Here is a 13783-nt window from a genome sequence, read left to right as displayed (position 1 = left end):
CATGAACACTCTACTTTCGCGCCTGGCGTTGACAGCCGGACTGGCATCGTCCGCGTTGCTCGCGCAGGCCGATGATCAGGTGGTTCGCGGGGCCTATCTGGCCCGCGCCGCGGACTGCATGGCCTGCCACACCGCGCCGGGTGGCGCGCCTTACGCGGGCGGTCTGCCGATCGTTTCGCCGTTCGGTACGATCTACGGCACTAACATCACCCCGAGCAAAAAGCACGGCATCGGCCTCTACAGCGATGACGAATTCTTCGCCGCGCTCACCGAAGGCAAGCGTCGTGACGGCGCAAACCTGTACCCGGCGATGCCGTACACCTCGTACCACTTGATGCCGCGCGCGGATTCGGACGCGATTCACGCGTACCTGAAAACCGTCGAGCCGATCGAACGGACGACGGCGGTCACCAGCCTGAGCTTTCCGTTCAACGTGCGCCTGGGTTTGATGGGTTGGAACATGCTGTACGGCAAGGACGTGAAACTGTCATCCACCGAGGGCAAAAGCGAGGCCTTCAAGCGTGGCCAATACATGGTCGACGTGCTTGGCCATTGCGGCGAATGCCACACGCCGCGCGGGTTGCCGGGTGCGATGCAGCAGTACAAACGCCTGACCGGCGGCCTGCTCAACGGCTACCTGGCGCCAAGCCTGCTGGCGACTGACCTGGCCGCGCGCGGCTGGAATCATCAGGATTTGAGCACGTTCCTCAAGCACGGCATGAGTGCCCAGGGCACGATGTTCAACGAAATGTTCCCGGTGTTCCACAACAGCACTCAGGGCCTCAATGATCCGGATCTGGCGGCGATGGCGACCTTTCTGCTCGGCGATCAACCGCCCGCGGCCAAAGTGCTGACCGACGTGCCGCTGGACACCCTCAGCGCCAGCGCCCAGCGCGGTCATCAGAATTACCTGAACGTCTGCGCCGGTTGCCATGCGGTCGGTGGCGAAGGCAAGCCGCACATCGCCGTGGCCATGCGCGGCAACACCACGCTGCGCCTGGAAGATCCGCGCAACCTGGTGCGGGTGATCGACGACGGTATTGGCGAGCAGAAGTTTGCCGGGTTCGAACACATGCAGCCGATGCCGGCGTTTGCCGAGAAACTCAGCCACGAGCAACTGACTGACCTGCTCAATTACCTGCGTCAGGGCTGGGGTGGTCAGGCGAACGATCTCGCCGTGGGCGACGTGCAGAAGTTGCGCGCCGATGCGCCGCCGCTCGAGCACAAGGCGCACTGACATGCAGCATCTCGATCTGCAAGTGGTACGCCGGGCGCTGGCGTGGTCGATGGCCGGCCAGCGCGTCTGGCTGTGCACGGTGCTCGCCACGTACGGCTCGGCGCCGCGTGCGCCGGGCTCGCTGCTGGCGGTGAATGCCGAGGGGCAGTGGATCGGCTCGCTGTCCGGTGGCTGCGTTGAGGAAGATTTTCTTGAGCGCGTCGCCGAGGGCGCATTCGATCAAGCCGTCAGCGTCGTGCGTTATGGCGAGGGCGATGATCCGCGTTCACGGGTGAGCCTGCCTTGCGGTGGCGTCCTTGATGTGCTGGTCGAGACGCTGGATGCGGAGTGTGAGGTTCAGGCGCATTTGCGGGAGCTGGAGTCGGCGCTGTTGGGGCAGCGCCGGTTGATCCGCCAAGTTGATCTCGCCAGCGGAGCCCGCAGCCTGTTTGATGATCGCGAGCAGGGTGTGCGCATCGAGCGTGAGATCGATTGGGTGCGCGTGCGCGTTGGCGCCGCTCAGCGCTTGTTGCTGGCGGGGTATTCCAGCGTGGCTCAGGCCTGCGCCGAGTTTGCCGTCGGGTTGGGTTTCGAGGTGATTCTCTGCGACCCCCGGGACGACGTGTTGGAAGGTGTGGTGCTGGACAACGTCGAGATTCGTCGCCAATTGCCATCGGTGTTTATCGCCGATGGCGGTTGCCACAGCGACACGGCGGTAGTGGCGCTGACCCACGACCCGCGCATCGACGATCTGGCGATGATGGAAGCGGTGCGCACCGAGGCGTTTTACATCGGCGTGATGGGCTCCATGCAGACTTCGCAAAAGCGCTTTGAGCGGTTGCGCAGGATAGGTGGTTTAGGTGACGACGAACTAGCTCGAATCCATGCGCCGATCGGCCTGAACCTGGGCAGTAAAACCCCCGCGGAAATCGCCCTCGCCGTGCTGGCGGACATCCTGCGAATCCGTAGTGGCATCCCTCGGAATAGGCTCTGACCACAAGCCCGTTCCGACCTGGTTTTGTGGTGGTGCTTAATATCCGAACTTGTCCCTTAACCCGTAATACCACGCCCCCAGCGCCGCAAATGGCGTGCGCAGTAATTGCCCACCCGGAAACGGGTAATGCGGCAAGTCCGCAAATGCATCGAAGCGTTCCGCCTGGCCACGCAACGCTTCGGCCAGGACCTTGCCCGCCAGGTGCGTATACGTCACACCGTGGCCGCTGCAGCCCTGGGAATAGTAAATGTTGTCGCCCAGGCGACCGACCTGCGGAAGACGAGACAGGGTCAGCAGGAAATTGCCGGTCCAGGCGTAATCGATCTTCACGTCCTTGAGCTGCGCAAAGGCCTTGAGCATTTTAGGGCGGATTATCGCCTCGATATTCGCCGGGTCACGCGCGCCATACACCACGCCGCCGCCGAAAATCAGGCGCTTGTCGCCGGTCAGTCGGTAGTAATCGAGCAGGTAATTGCAGTCTTCGACACAATAATCCTGAGGCAGCAGGTCGTTAGCCAACTCGTCGCCGAGGGGTTCAGTGGTAATCACCTGAGTGCCGCAGGGCATCGACTTGGCCGCCAGCTCCGGCACCAGATTCCCAAGGTAAGCGTTGCCCGCCACGATGATGAACTTGGCCCGGACTTTACCCTCAGGCGTGTGCACCACCGGGTTCGCGCCGCGCTCGATGCGCACCGCCGGCGATTGCTCATAAATAGTGCCACCCAGCGACTCCACGGCCGCTGCTTCGCCCAGTGCCAGGTTCAGCGGATGAATGTGCCCGCCGCTCATGTCGAGCATGCCGCCGACGTATTGATCGCAGTTCACCACTTCGCGGATGCGCTGCTGATCCATCAGCTCAAGCTGAGAATGACCAAAACGCTCCCACAGACGCTTCTGCGATTCCAGATGACCCATCTGCTTGGCGGTGATCGCGGCAAACACACCGCCGTCCTTCAAGTCGCACTGGATGTTGTACTTGGCCACCCGCTCACGAATGATCCGTGCGCCTTCAAACGCCATGTTCCCCAGCAGCTGTGCCTGCTTGGGACCGACCGTGCGCTCGATAACATCAATGTCGCGACTGTAGCTGTTAACAATCTGGCCACCGTTGCGGCCCGACGCGCCAAAGCCGACCTTGGCGGCTTCCAGTACCGTGACCTTGAAACCGTTCTCCAGCAGAAACAGGGCAGAGGACAAACCTGTGTAACCGGCGCCGATCACACAGACATCAGTCTCTACATCACCCTGCAAGGCCGGGCGCGGCGGAACCGCATTGGCTGATGCAGCGTAATAGGACTCTGGGTAGGGAGTGTTCGCCATCCTGCAGCCTCTGTTTAATATATTTTACGAGTGCGTCGATCCTACCCGAGTTAAAAATCGACCGCCAGCCTGCGCATTTTCTTCTTCGCAGCAGCCAAATTAAATATTTTGCATATTCATAGGGTTAGCGCGAAAAAAGGTGTTGACACCCCTCCGGATTTCCGTAGAATGCCGCCTCACAGCAGGCACGTAGCTCAGTTGGTTAGAGCACCACCTTGACATGGTGGGGGTCGTTGGTTCGAGTCCAATCGCGCCTACCAAACAAAATCCGCTCTGCTGGGCGGTCTAGAAGGGCTCACCGAAAGGTGGGCCCTTTTTGCTGTCTGGGATTCATGCAGAACGTTCACAAAATATAGGCTTCGTTCACACTGGGCAATGTGAATGACACGCAGGCGTTCTTTAGCTGGTCTGTTCATCGTGTTTGACACCAATGGAGTCGCTGTCTCCATGCGCCTGGCCCGTAATCGGGAAAGCTCCCCGCCATACTCACCTGTTAAATCCGGATTCACCGTTTTTGGCCATTGGCTTACTTAATGCCGAAAAATCTTCATTGACGAGATATTCCCGGCCCTCGGCGGTGAGAGCGGCATTCGCCTCACTTAGGCCATGATTTCGATTTAGTCCGATGGAAACAAACTTGAGAGGCAGGCAAGGCTACTTCTATTTAAGCGAGACCTTTTATGCTGCTTCGAGTTCTTTGGTGTAATCTGGTTTTTGGCTCGTAACGGGGCCAGGCGTCGATATCCTTTAGCTCCCATTAATCCGTTGTCAGTCATCCATACTCATTTAACTGCGAGGCTACTTTTCATTAGGCGTGGTTAGTGCGGGGGGGGGGGGCTCTAGCTTCCATCCTGTCTGACAGACGGATTCCTGGTTTTTGGGAATAATAATTTCAGGTCGAACCGAGCGTGGCCTGAGGGGAGTATGTCGATGCTGGTCCACTGGATTCTTGCGGCGGTTCACCTCTCGGCATTGGTCCTGGGTTTTTGGGCTGTCCTGTCCCGTGGTACGGCTTTCCGGCGCATGGCTACCGGCATCGGCGAAGCTCGCAGCGTTTTGATCGCGGATAATATTTGGGGGATTTCTGCAGTGATCCTGCTGGTCACAGGCGGAATGCGCGCCTTTGGCGGGTACGAAAAGGGCACTGATTACTACCTTCACCAGCCGCTGTTCCATCTGAAGATGACGCTGTTTGTCCTTATCCTGTTACTTGAGATCGCGCCGATGGTGACGCTGATCAAATGGCGGATTGCGCAAGCGCGGGGCGCGGCTATCGATTCAGGTCGTGCAACGCTGTTTGCGCGGTTCAGTCACGTCGAAGGGCTGTTGATGTTGCTGATGGTCGTGGCGGCCACGGGAATGGCGCGGGGCGTGACCTTTGGTTAGCGCTGAGTGATAGCAGGCGTTAACAGCGTAAATCCGAAACGTCCGACAATCATGACGTGAGGAGTGCCGATAGTATCGGCGTCACGTGCTGGGTAGGTGATGGCGTAGATAGCGACGCTTGAATCTTAGCCAGCCGTGATTCCGGGGCGAACGGGCTGGCTACTGATTGCAGCAGGATTCAGGATTGTGGCTTGTCCGGGGCGGTCAGGCCTGCCTGAATGCGCTGATAAATTTCTTCACGGTGCACCGCAACGTCTTTCGGGGCGTTGATGCCGATTCTGACTTGCTGGCCGCTTACGCCCAGGATGGTGATCGTAATGTCATCACCAATGTTTATGCTTTCACCGACTTTGCGGGTGAGTATCAGCATGGTCTTCTCCTTGATTGCTTTGTGGGGCACCTGATTCGGACAGTGCAGAGGTCGGTGGTATGTATAGATTAGTGCGAAGTCTCACGGTTTGGGTGCCTCTTTCTGACGTGCAGATGCTGCTTTAATTCCCAAGGCGTAACTATACAGAGGCCGCCTCCATCATTCTCGTTGTTTTAAGCCCATTTTGCGGCACTCGGGAAGTATTCATGGATGTTAAAATCCCGGCTTTCAGCATTCAGAGGGAAGCGTTGTGCGCAAAATGGCCTTGGTAATCGCAGTACTGGCATTGGCGGGATGTGGTGAAGGCAAGAGTGTTGACGCGCAAAAACCGCAACCGGCGGCGACCGTGACGCCTGCGGTGGCCTCCGCTCCCCAGTGGGATTTGGAGGTGCGAGGTGAAATCACCCAGGCTGTCAGCGATCTGAGTGGCTGGCTGATCGAGCACAGTTTCGTCTCCAGTGTGGTCAAGGAAAACGGCAGGACTCGCATTTTAATGGGGCCATTCAGTTCGAAAGCTGAAGCTGAGGTTAAACAGGATGAAGTGCGCGCGGCACTGACCCGAGCGAAAAAACAGAACATCGAATTACTCATCATCGAACGTCCGTTGATTCAGTAACAGCTCATCCGCCGGAGCGGTGTTGAAAACAAAAAAGGCCTCGAGGATTAACCCGAGGCCTTTTTTTGTGCGCTTGTCTGCATTTAACCGCAGGTTTTCATGTCAACCGGCCCGACGAACTCGTTGCCGCGTCCCATCACGCACGCCACGCTTTGGTTGCGTTGCCGCTCCCAGGCTTGTACCGGGTAGGTTTTGTTCCAGGATTCGAACAGTTGCCGGTCCTGCTTCGACAGGCGCAATCCATATTGTTGGCTCATGTAGAAGTAAGTGCGGGCGATCATGCCGCGAATGGACGGGCGGGGCATGACCTTCTTCGCCTTGAAGTCGACCTGGGTCAGGCACGAGCCGTATTGACCGGATTGCTCCGGCAACCAGCCATAACTGAAGTTACTGCGATCGCCATTCACCTCGCCGATGCTGGGCACCAGGTTATGCAAGTCAGCCTCGGCTTTTTGATAGGTCGGGTCGTAGCGCGTGCAGTTCTTGCGTCCACCATCCTGCCAGCACTGACGCAGGTGGCCGATCTGCCAAGCAGGAACGATATGCTCCCATTCGATGCGGGAGGCGCGCTTGGCATTTTTGCGCGGCACATAACCGCAGGCCGAAAGATTCACCTTGTTGCCGGTGTATTTGCACCCGCAATAGAACTCGGTGGATTGCGGGGCATAGAGTTTCCAGGCGACTTTCTTGGCTTCGTTGAAAGTACGTGGGGCATCGGCCTGGGCGCCCATTGCGAAGAACACAAACAGTAAAGCAAAACAACGCACACTCATTGACTCAGTCTTCCTTCGGCACAACCCAAAAAATCTGCACACCGCCATCGTCGCGATAAGCGAGGGTGACGTTGTCGTTCTCATCGATTTCTTCGAGCAATTGTTCCCACTCATCCGCTGGCTCGTCCGGTAGACGGAAGATCAGTGCTGCCTTGGCTTTCTGGGCAGTGGGGGAATTGATGATTTTCTGAACGCGAACGCCCATGCGTTGATAGGCGTCAGGAGAAGCAGGGGTCGTAGCCACGGAATTATCCTTATTAAGCTGTACGTGCATACAGTATTTAACTGTAAGCATTTTCGCAACTGCTTAAAATTCAAGAAAATCCTCTGACAGCGGTTTTTTCCGTTTGGTGTAGGAAGAAGGTAAATTTTTTATCGGATAAATTACCACTCGCCGGGGGTGGCGAGTGGCGACTGCGGTGCCCGACCTGGAACCGGTCGGGCGAGTGTCAATCAGTATTCCCAGAACATCCGCTGCAGCTCTTTACTGTCATTGGTCTTGGTCAGCGCGACCATGGCCAGGATACGAGCTTTCTGCGGGTTCAAGTCATGCGCCACCACCCAGTCATATTTGTCGTCAGGTTGTTCGGCGTTTCGCAGTACGAAACCACCGGCATTGACGCGGGAAGACCGGATGATTTGCACGCCGTCCTTGCGCAAGGCCTGCAACGCTGGAACCACCCGCGAAGAAACCGAGCCGTTGCCGGTGCCGGCGTGGATGATCGCTTTGGCGCCGGATTGAGCCAGTGCTTTGTAGGCGGTATCGCTCACGTTGCCGTAGGAATAAGCGATTTCGACGTCGGGAAGGCTCTTGATGTCCTTGATGTCGAATTCCGAATCCATGGTGTGACGCTTGGCTGGCAGGCGAAACCAGTAGGATTTGCCTTCCACTACCATGCCGAGCGGGCCCCATGCACTTTTAAACGCCTCGGTCTTGATGTTGATCATTTTGCTGACATCGCGACCCGACTGGATTTCATCGTTCATCGTCACCAGCACGCCTTTGCCACGAGCCTCTTTGCTGCTGGCCACGGCGACAGCATTGTAAAGGTTCAGCATGCCATCGGCGGACATCGCAGTGCCCGGGCGCATGGAACCCACGACGATAATCGGCTTGTCGGTTTTTTCTACCAGGTTCAGGAAGTACGCGGTTTCTTCCAAGGTGTCGGTGCCGTGAGTGATGACGATGCCATCGACGTCCTTGCTGTCGGCCAGTTCGGCCACGCGGCGGCCCAGTTGCAGCAGATTGTCGTTGGTGATGCTTTCCGAGGCGATCTGCATCACCTGTTCGCCGCGAACGTTAGCCAGTTGGCTCAGTTCCGGAACGCCAGCGATCAATTGTTCAATGCCGACTTTTGCCGCCTGATAAGTCGCGCTGTTGGCGGCGCTGGCGCCTGAGCCGGCAATGGTGCCGCCGGTGGCCAGGATCACCACGTTCGCCAGTTTCTGTTGGGTTTCGGCTTCTTTTGCCTGGAGAGCTGTCGGAAGGAGCAGCAGGAGGGCTAAGGCGCCCGGAACGAAAGTCTTGAAAGCAGATGTCATTATTTTTCTCTTCTAGTAGTGAGACGGTGCTGATGCAGGTTCATCTAGATGCGCCCCAAAGCGAATCTGAACGCTTGGGGTGAAGGAGAGGGAGCACGATCTGTACCAGTCATATTCAGAATTGAATGAACAACTATAACGTGATGATTTTTATAGATTTTACGTTCTATTCAGTAGAAGCGCTAAACACCTCGTTGTCCGGCATTCCGAATAAGGTTGGTGTTGGCGTTCGGCTCTCCGAAAGGGACTACGGCATGTTTTAAACAGCAGGTGATTCCAGCGTGGGCAATCGTTTCTAAAGAAACCCGGACGCAGGTCGATGCCCTTCAAAGGATTTTTCTTTCAGGAGTACACATGTCATTTTCGGTTGGTTTTCCCAATGCTGGCGCAGTCACCATCGGTGGCAAATCCACGGCAACCATCAATGCCCTCAGCGAATCGACGTCCGAGGCTTCGAAGCTGGCGTTAGGTAACGACGACGAAGATGACGCAACACATGTCCGGACTGGGGGCGGTACGCCGGCCGCAGTGAAAGCGGAGAGCGGTGGCGGCGACCAAAGTATCGCGGTCAAAATGTTGCTCAAGCGTATGCAGGAATTGCAGCAGCAACTGCGCGAACAACAGCAGCAACTGGCGTCCGCGCAGTCTGCGTCTTACTCGACACCGGAAGCCAAGGACGCAGTGGTCATCGCGATTCAAGGCCAGGTCGCCGACACAAACGGGGCGCTTCTGGAAGTGACCGGCAATCTGGTGAAGGAATTGGCCAAGGGTTCCGGCTCGGGTGGTTTAATTAGCACCACGGCCTGAACAGGATTTCCTTTCGAAGCATTAACCGTGCTTTCCAGTCGTTGACAAATCGCAGCAGGGTTCGCATAGTTCGTTCTACGCAAACGTTTGCGCGGCTGCCGACGGCTGGTATCGTTGGTAATTGTGGTTAAGCCTACGCCAGCGCAAATGTTGCTCAGAATAATCATAAGATCGGAGTGAACCCATGAAGCTGCCATTCGCTGGACGTCTTCTCGCTGTCGCTATGCTAGCTGCCGCATCCGTCGCGTTGCCTGTCTCCTCGGCCTTCGCCGAAACCCCGGAAAAACCTAAAGTCGCGCTGGTCATGAAGTCTTTGGCCAATGAATTCTTCCTGACCATGGAAGATGGCGCCAAGGCCTACCAGAAAGAACATTCCGCCGATTTCGACCTGATCTCCAACGGCATCAAGGACGAAACCGACACCGCAGGCCAGACTCGCATCGTCGAGCAAATGATCCTGGCCAAGGTCAATGCGCTGGTCATCGCGCCCGCTGATTCGAAAGCCATGGTCCCGGTGATCAAGAAAGCCATCGATGCCGGCATCACCGTCATCAATATCGATAACCAGTTGGACCCGGCCGTGGTCAAAAGCAAAAACATCACGGTTCCCTTCGTAGGCCCGGACAACCGCAAAGGCGCGCGTCTGGTGGGCGAATACCTGGCCAAACAACTGAAGGCTGGTGACGAAGTCGGCATCATTGAAGGCGTGTCCACCACCACCAACGCCCAGGCCCGTACTGCCGGGTTCAAGGATGCGATGGAAGCGGCGCAGATCAAGGTCGTTTCGCTGCAATCCGGCGATTGGGAAATCGATAAAGGCAACAAGGTCGCTGCGTCGATTCTCAGTGAATACCCGGACGTCAAAGCCCTGTTGACCGGCAACGACAGCATGGCCGTCGGCGCAGTCTCCGCGGTGCGCGCCGCGGGCAAGGCCGGCAAGGTGCAAGTGGTCGGCTATGACAACATCAATGCGATCAAGCCGATGCTCAAGGATGGTCGCGTCCTCGCTACTGCCGACCAGTTTGCCGCCAAGCAAGCTGTGTTCGGCATCGAGACTGCGCTGAAGATCATCAAGGGTGAGAAGGTCGACAGCGGCACCAACGGCGTCATCGAAACTCCGGTGGAGCTGGTGACCAAGTAGTCCTTGCGCTGAGACAACGGCGCTCGCCCTGTCGGGCGAGCGCATGGAGAGTTTTTTATGTCAGTTTCCGCTCCGAACGCTGTCCTCTCGGTCAGCGGTATCGGTAAGACCTACGCGCAGCCTGTCCTCACCGGCATCGACCTGACGCTGATGCGCGGCGAAGTGCTGGCGCTGACCGGCGAAAACGGTGCCGGCAAGAGCACGCTGTCGAAGATCATCGGCGGGCTGGTCACGCCGACCACCGGCCAGATGCAATTCCAGGGTCAGGATTATCGCCCCGGCAGCCGCACCCAGGCTGAAGACCTCGGCATCCGCATGGTCATGCAAGAACTCAATCTATTGCCGACCCTGTCGGTGGCGGAAAACCTGTTTCTCGACAACTTGCCCAGCAACGCGGGCTGGATCAGTCGCAAGCAACTGCGCAAGGCCGCGATCGAAGCCATGGCTCAGGTCGGGCTCGACGCGATTGACCCCGATACACTGGTCGGCGAGCTGGGCATCGGTCATCAGCAGATGGTCGAGATCGCCCGCAACTTGATTGGCGACTGCCATGTGCTGATCCTCGACGAGCCGACCGCGATGCTGACGGCACGTGAAGTGGAAATGCTCTTCGAGCAGATCACCCGTCTGCAAGCGCGCGGCGTATCGATCATCTATATCTCCCACCGTCTCGAAGAATTGGCGCGGGTCGCCCAGCGCATTGCCGTGTTGCGCGACGGCAATCTGGTCTGCGTTGAGCCAATGGCCAATTACAACAGCGAACAACTGGTTACGTTGATGGTCGGCCGTGAACTCGGCGAACACATCGACATGGGCCAGCGCAACATCGGCGCACCGGCGTTGACGGTGAAAGGTTTGACCCGCTCCGACAAGGTTCGCGACGTATCCTTTGAAGTGCGTGCCGGCGAAATCTATGGGATCTCCGGGTTGATCGGTGCAGGGCGCACCGAGTTACTGCGGCTGATCTTCGGTGCGGACACCGCGGACAGTGGCACGGTCGCGCTGGGTTCGCCGGCCAAGGTCGTGAATATCCGCTCCCCGGCGCACGCGGTCGGTCATGGCATTGCCTTGATCACCGAAGACCGCAAAGGCGAAGGTTTGCTGCTGACCCAGTCGATCAGCGCGAACATTGCCTTGGGCAACATGCCGGTGATTTCCAGCGGTGGTGTCGTCAACAACGGTGACGAGATGTCCCTGGCCCAGCGGCAGATCGATGCCATGCGCATCCGCAGTTCCAGTCCGACGCAATTGGTGTCGGAGCTGTCCGGCGGCAACCAGCAGAAAGTCGTGATCGGCCGTTGGCTGGAGCGTGATTGCTCCGTGATGCTGTTCGACGAGCCGACTCGCGGTATCGACGTCGGCGCCAAATTCGACATCTATGCACTGCTCGGTGAGCTGACCCGTCAGGGCAAGGCGCTGGTGGTGGTGTCCAGCGACCTGCGTGAATTGATGCTGATCTGCGACCGGATCGGCGTGCTATCGGCAGGGCGCCTGATCGAGACGTTCGAGCGCGACAGCTGGACCCAGGATGACTTGCTTGCCGCTGCTTTTGCCGGCTACCAAAAACGTGATGCGTTGCTCAATGAAGCAGCGCCTAGGGATCTTCCATGAAAACTGCAACGTCTGCCGGTAAACGTAGTGGCAATTTTTACGGCCTCGGCACCTATCTGGGGCTGGCCGGTGCCTTGCTGGCGATGGTCGCGCTGTTCTCCGTGCTGAGCAGCCATTTTCTGTCTTACGACACTTTCAGCACCCTGGCCAACCAGATTCCGGACTTGATGGTGTTGGCGGTCGGCATGACGTTTGTGCTGATCATCGGCGGCATCGACCTGTCGGTGGGCTCGGTGCTGGCACTGGCGGCGTCGACGGTCAGCGTGGCGATTCTCGGCTGGGGCTGGAGCGTCTTGCCCGCCGCGTTGCTCGGCATGGCGGCGGCCGCATTGGCCGGGACCATCACCGGTTCGATCACCGTGGCGTGGCGGATTCCTTCATTCATCGTGTCCCTCGGCGTGCTGGAAATGGCGCGTGGCGTGGCGTACCAGATGACCGGCTCGCGCACGGCCTACATCGGCGATGCCTTTGCCTGGTTGTCCAACCCGATTGCTTTCGGCATTTCGCCATCGTTCATCATCGCTTTACTGATTATCATCATTGCCCAGGCGGTGTTGACCCGCACGGTGTTCGGTCGTTACCTGATCGGCATCGGAACCAACGAAGAAGCCGTGCGTCTGGCGGGGATCAATCCAAAACCTTACAAGATCCTGGTGTTCAGTCTGATGGGGTTGCTGGCGGGCATCGCCGCACTGTTTCAGATTTCGCGCCTGGAAGCGGCGGACCCGAATGCCGGTTCCGGCCTGGAGCTGCAGGTGATTGCTGCGGTAGTCATCGGCGGCACCAGCCTGATGGGTGGGCGCGGTTCGGTGATCAGCACCTTTTTCGGCGTGCTGATCATTTCCGTCCTGGCAGCCGGCCTGGCGCAGATCGGTGCGACCGAGCCGACCAAACGCATCATCACTGGCGCGGTCATCGTGGTCGCGGTGGTGCTTGATACCTATCGCAGTCAACGCGCAAGCCGGCGGTCCTGAGACATGGCAACCATCAAGGATGTGGCAGCGCTCGCGGGGATTTCCTACACCACGGTCTCCCACGTGGTGAACAAGACGCGGCCGGTCAGTCAGGAAGTGCGAATCAAGGTCGAGGCCGCGATAAAAAGCCTCGACTACGTGCCCAGTGCCGTCGCTCGTTCGTTGAAAGCCAAGACCACGGCCACCATCGGTTTGCTGGTGCCCAACAGCCTCAACCCGTACTTCGCCGAACTGGCGCGTGGCATCGAGGATTATTGCGAGCGCAACGGCTACTGCGTCATTCTCTGCAACTCCGACGACAACCCGGACAAGCAGCGCAGCTACCTGCGGGTGCTGCTGGAAAAGCGCATCGACGGGTTGATCGTGGCCTCCGCCGGTGGCGATGCAGGGCTGGCCGAAGGTCTGGCAGGCGTGCGCACGCCAATGGTCATCGTCGACCGTGGGCTCGACGGCGTGAATGCCGACCTGGTACGCATCGATCACGAGTACGGCGCTTATCTGGCGACCCGCCACCTTCTGGAATTGGGCCATCACGACATCGCCACCATTGGCGGGCCGGCGGGAACCAGTGTGGCGCAGATGCGTCTGGCCGGTTATTGCCGCGCCTTGAAAGAGGCGGGCATCGAAGTGCCCCGTGAGCGCATGCTTGAAAGCGATTTCACCAGCACTGGCGGTTACAGCGCCGCCGCGATTCTGTTGGAAAAGAATCCGCCCAGCGCGATTTTTGCCGGCAACGACATGATCGGCATCGGCGTGCTGCGAGCCGCCGCCGAGCGCAATATCCGGGTGCCGGCCGAGCTGTCGGTGATCGGCTTCGACGATATCCAGATGAGTCGTTATGTCTACCCGGCGCTGACCACCGTGGGGCAGTCGATCCTGCAACTCGGCGAGATGGCGGCCAGTGTGTTGTTAAGAAGGATTGCCACACCGGATTTGGCCACCGATCAGCGGATCGTGACACCGAGTATTGTCTTGCGCGAATCGACTGCGCCGCTGGCCGGTGTGTTCGCCGAATATCGTTGAATAGCGAGTA

At 58.3% G+C, this 13783-nt stretch carries 14 protein-coding genes and 1 tRNA gene; 10 read left to right on the top strand and 5 right to left on the bottom strand.

All coding sequences use genetic code 11. The annotated features are described in order from the left end of the window. Position 1 precedes the first annotated feature (1 nt). Positions 2-1237, top strand: a complete 1236-nt coding sequence (locus tag ACYZT4_RS11335) for a c-type cytochrome (RefSeq protein WP_461987817.1) — start codon at positions 2-4, stop codon at positions 1235-1237. 1 nt (position 1238) lies between these two features. Continuing rightward, positions 1239-2210, top strand: a complete 972-nt coding sequence (locus ACYZT4_RS11330; RefSeq protein ID WP_461987815.1) for an XdhC family protein — start codon at positions 1239-1241, stop codon at positions 2208-2210. 36 nt (positions 2211-2246) lie between these two features. Here ACYZT4_RS11330 and ACYZT4_RS11325 read toward each other — a convergent pair whose 3' ends face one another. Further along, positions 2247-3530, bottom strand: a complete 1284-nt coding sequence (locus ACYZT4_RS11325; RefSeq protein WP_461987813.1) for an NAD(P)/FAD-dependent oxidoreductase — start codon at positions 3528-3530, stop codon at positions 2247-2249. Positions 3531-3713: 183 nt separating this feature from the next. Between ACYZT4_RS11325 and ACYZT4_RS11320 the strand changes: the two genes are divergently transcribed. Both ACYZT4_RS11320 and ACYZT4_RS11315 read left to right on the top strand, forming a co-directional pair. Then, a tRNA-Val gene (locus ACYZT4_RS11320) sits at positions 3714-3790 on the top strand. Positions 3791-4460: 670 nt separating this feature from the next. Then, positions 4461-4916: a DUF2214 family protein gene (locus ACYZT4_RS11315; RefSeq protein ID WP_461987811.1), complete on the top strand. Its 456-nt coding sequence runs from the start codon at positions 4461-4463 to the stop codon at positions 4914-4916. Between the two features lie 178 nt (positions 4917-5094). Here ACYZT4_RS11315 and csrA read toward each other — a convergent pair whose 3' ends face one another. After that, entirely contained in the window at positions 5095-5286 is a 192-nt protein-coding gene (gene csrA / locus ACYZT4_RS11310; RefSeq protein WP_008028241.1) for a carbon storage regulator CsrA, read from the bottom strand. Between the two features lie 250 nt (positions 5287-5536). On the opposite strand from csrA, the gene ACYZT4_RS11305 reads away from it, so the two are divergent. Then, entirely contained in the window at positions 5537-5902 is a 366-nt protein-coding gene (locus ACYZT4_RS11305) for an SPOR domain-containing protein (protein ID WP_461987809.1), read from the top strand. A gap of 83 nt (positions 5903-5985) precedes the next feature. On the opposite strand, the gene ACYZT4_RS11300 is transcribed toward ACYZT4_RS11305, so the two are convergent. The 3 genes from ACYZT4_RS11300 to ACYZT4_RS11290 all read right to left on the bottom strand — a co-directional run bounded on the left by ACYZT4_RS11300 (position 5986) and on the right by ACYZT4_RS11290 (position 8217). Continuing rightward, positions 5986-6675 (bottom strand): endonuclease, encoded by a 690-nt coding sequence (locus tag ACYZT4_RS11300; RefSeq protein ID WP_461987807.1) that lies wholly within the window; start codon positions 6673-6675, stop codon positions 5986-5988. A 4-nt stretch (positions 6676-6679) separates the two neighbouring features. Beyond that, positions 6680-6970 carry a DUF1654 domain-containing protein gene (locus ACYZT4_RS11295; protein ID WP_461987805.1) on the bottom strand — a complete coding sequence of 97 codons (291 nt, stop codon included), beginning with the start codon at positions 6968-6970 and terminating at the stop codon, positions 6680-6682. A 158-nt stretch (positions 6971-7128) separates the two neighbouring features. Further along, positions 7129-8217 (bottom strand): asparaginase, encoded by a 1089-nt coding sequence (locus tag ACYZT4_RS11290; RefSeq protein WP_461987803.1) that lies wholly within the window; start codon positions 8215-8217, stop codon positions 7129-7131. 354 nt (positions 8218-8571) lie between these two features. On the opposite strand from ACYZT4_RS11290, the gene ACYZT4_RS11285 reads away from it, so the two are divergent. The 5 genes from ACYZT4_RS11285 (at position 8572) to ACYZT4_RS11265 (ending at position 13773) form a co-directional block, all read left to right on the top strand. Next, positions 8572-9024: a hypothetical protein gene (locus tag ACYZT4_RS11285; RefSeq protein WP_461987801.1), complete on the top strand. Its 453-nt coding sequence runs from the start codon at positions 8572-8574 to the stop codon at positions 9022-9024. A 184-nt stretch (positions 9025-9208) separates the two neighbouring features. Continuing rightward, the gene (locus tag ACYZT4_RS11280) at positions 9209-10165 is read left to right on the top strand and encodes a substrate-binding domain-containing protein (RefSeq protein ID WP_461987800.1); all 957 of its coding nucleotides are present in this window, start codon (positions 9209-9211) and stop codon (positions 10163-10165) included. Positions 10166-10222: 57 nt separating this feature from the next. Then, on the top strand, positions 10223-11776 hold the full coding sequence (locus ACYZT4_RS11275; RefSeq protein WP_461987797.1) for a sugar ABC transporter ATP-binding protein: 1554 nt from the start codon (positions 10223-10225) through the stop codon (positions 11774-11776). Beyond that, positions 11773-12750 carry an ABC transporter permease gene (locus ACYZT4_RS11270; RefSeq protein WP_461987795.1) on the top strand — a complete coding sequence of 326 codons (978 nt, stop codon included), beginning with the start codon at positions 11773-11775 and terminating at the stop codon, positions 12748-12750. Before ACYZT4_RS11275 ends, ACYZT4_RS11270 begins: the two co-directional genes overlap by 4 nt. Before the next feature lie 3 nt (positions 12751-12753). Further along, positions 12754-13773: a LacI family DNA-binding transcriptional regulator gene (locus tag ACYZT4_RS11265; protein WP_461987793.1), complete on the top strand. Its 1020-nt coding sequence runs from the start codon at positions 12754-12756 to the stop codon at positions 13771-13773. Positions 13774-13783 lie beyond the last annotated feature (10 nt).

The sequence above is a fragment of the Pseudomonas sp. GB2N2 genome (genome assembly GCF_054897705.1).
The sequence above is the reverse complement of the archived record's forward strand: the minus strand, read 5'-3'. Positions and strand labels throughout refer to the sequence as shown.

What these genes read in the sequence shown, in the direction of transcription:
- ACYZT4_RS11335 (WP_461987817.1), top strand. Translation starts at nt 2, where the DNA reads ATGAACACTCTACTTTCGCGCCTGGCGTTGACAGCCGGACTGGCATCG.
- ACYZT4_RS11330 (WP_461987815.1), top strand. Translation starts at nt 1,239, where the DNA reads ATGCAGCATCTCGATCTGCAAGTGGTACGCCGGGCGCTGGCGTGGTCG.
- ACYZT4_RS11325 (WP_461987813.1), bottom strand. Translation starts at nt 3,530, where the DNA reads ATGGCGAACACTCCCTACCCAGAGTCCTATTACGCTGCATCAGCCAAT.
- ACYZT4_RS11315 (WP_461987811.1), top strand. Translation starts at nt 4,461, where the DNA reads ATGCTGGTCCACTGGATTCTTGCGGCGGTTCACCTCTCGGCATTGGTC.
- csrA (WP_008028241.1), bottom strand. Translation starts at nt 5,286, where the DNA reads ATGCTGATACTCACCCGCAAAGTCGGTGAAAGCATAAACATTGGTGAT.
- ACYZT4_RS11300 (WP_461987807.1), bottom strand. Translation starts at nt 6,675, where the DNA reads ATGAGTGTGCGTTGTTTTGCTTTACTGTTTGTGTTCTTCGCAATGGGC.
- ACYZT4_RS11295 (WP_461987805.1), bottom strand. Translation starts at nt 6,970, where the DNA reads ATGCTTACAGTTAAATACTGTATGCACGTACAGCTTAATAAGGATAAT.
- ACYZT4_RS11290 (WP_461987803.1), bottom strand. Translation starts at nt 8,217, where the DNA reads ATGACATCTGCTTTCAAGACTTTCGTTCCGGGCGCCTTAGCCCTCCTG.
- ACYZT4_RS11285 (WP_461987801.1), top strand. Translation starts at nt 8,572, where the DNA reads ATGTCATTTTCGGTTGGTTTTCCCAATGCTGGCGCAGTCACCATCGGT.
- ACYZT4_RS11280 (WP_461987800.1), top strand. Translation starts at nt 9,209, where the DNA reads ATGAAGCTGCCATTCGCTGGACGTCTTCTCGCTGTCGCTATGCTAGCT.
- ACYZT4_RS11275 (WP_461987797.1), top strand. Translation starts at nt 10,223, where the DNA reads ATGTCAGTTTCCGCTCCGAACGCTGTCCTCTCGGTCAGCGGTATCGGT.
- ACYZT4_RS11270 (WP_461987795.1), top strand. Translation starts at nt 11,773, where the DNA reads ATGAAAACTGCAACGTCTGCCGGTAAACGTAGTGGCAATTTTTACGGC.
- ACYZT4_RS11265 (WP_461987793.1), top strand. Translation starts at nt 12,754, where the DNA reads ATGGCAACCATCAAGGATGTGGCAGCGCTCGCGGGGATTTCCTACACC.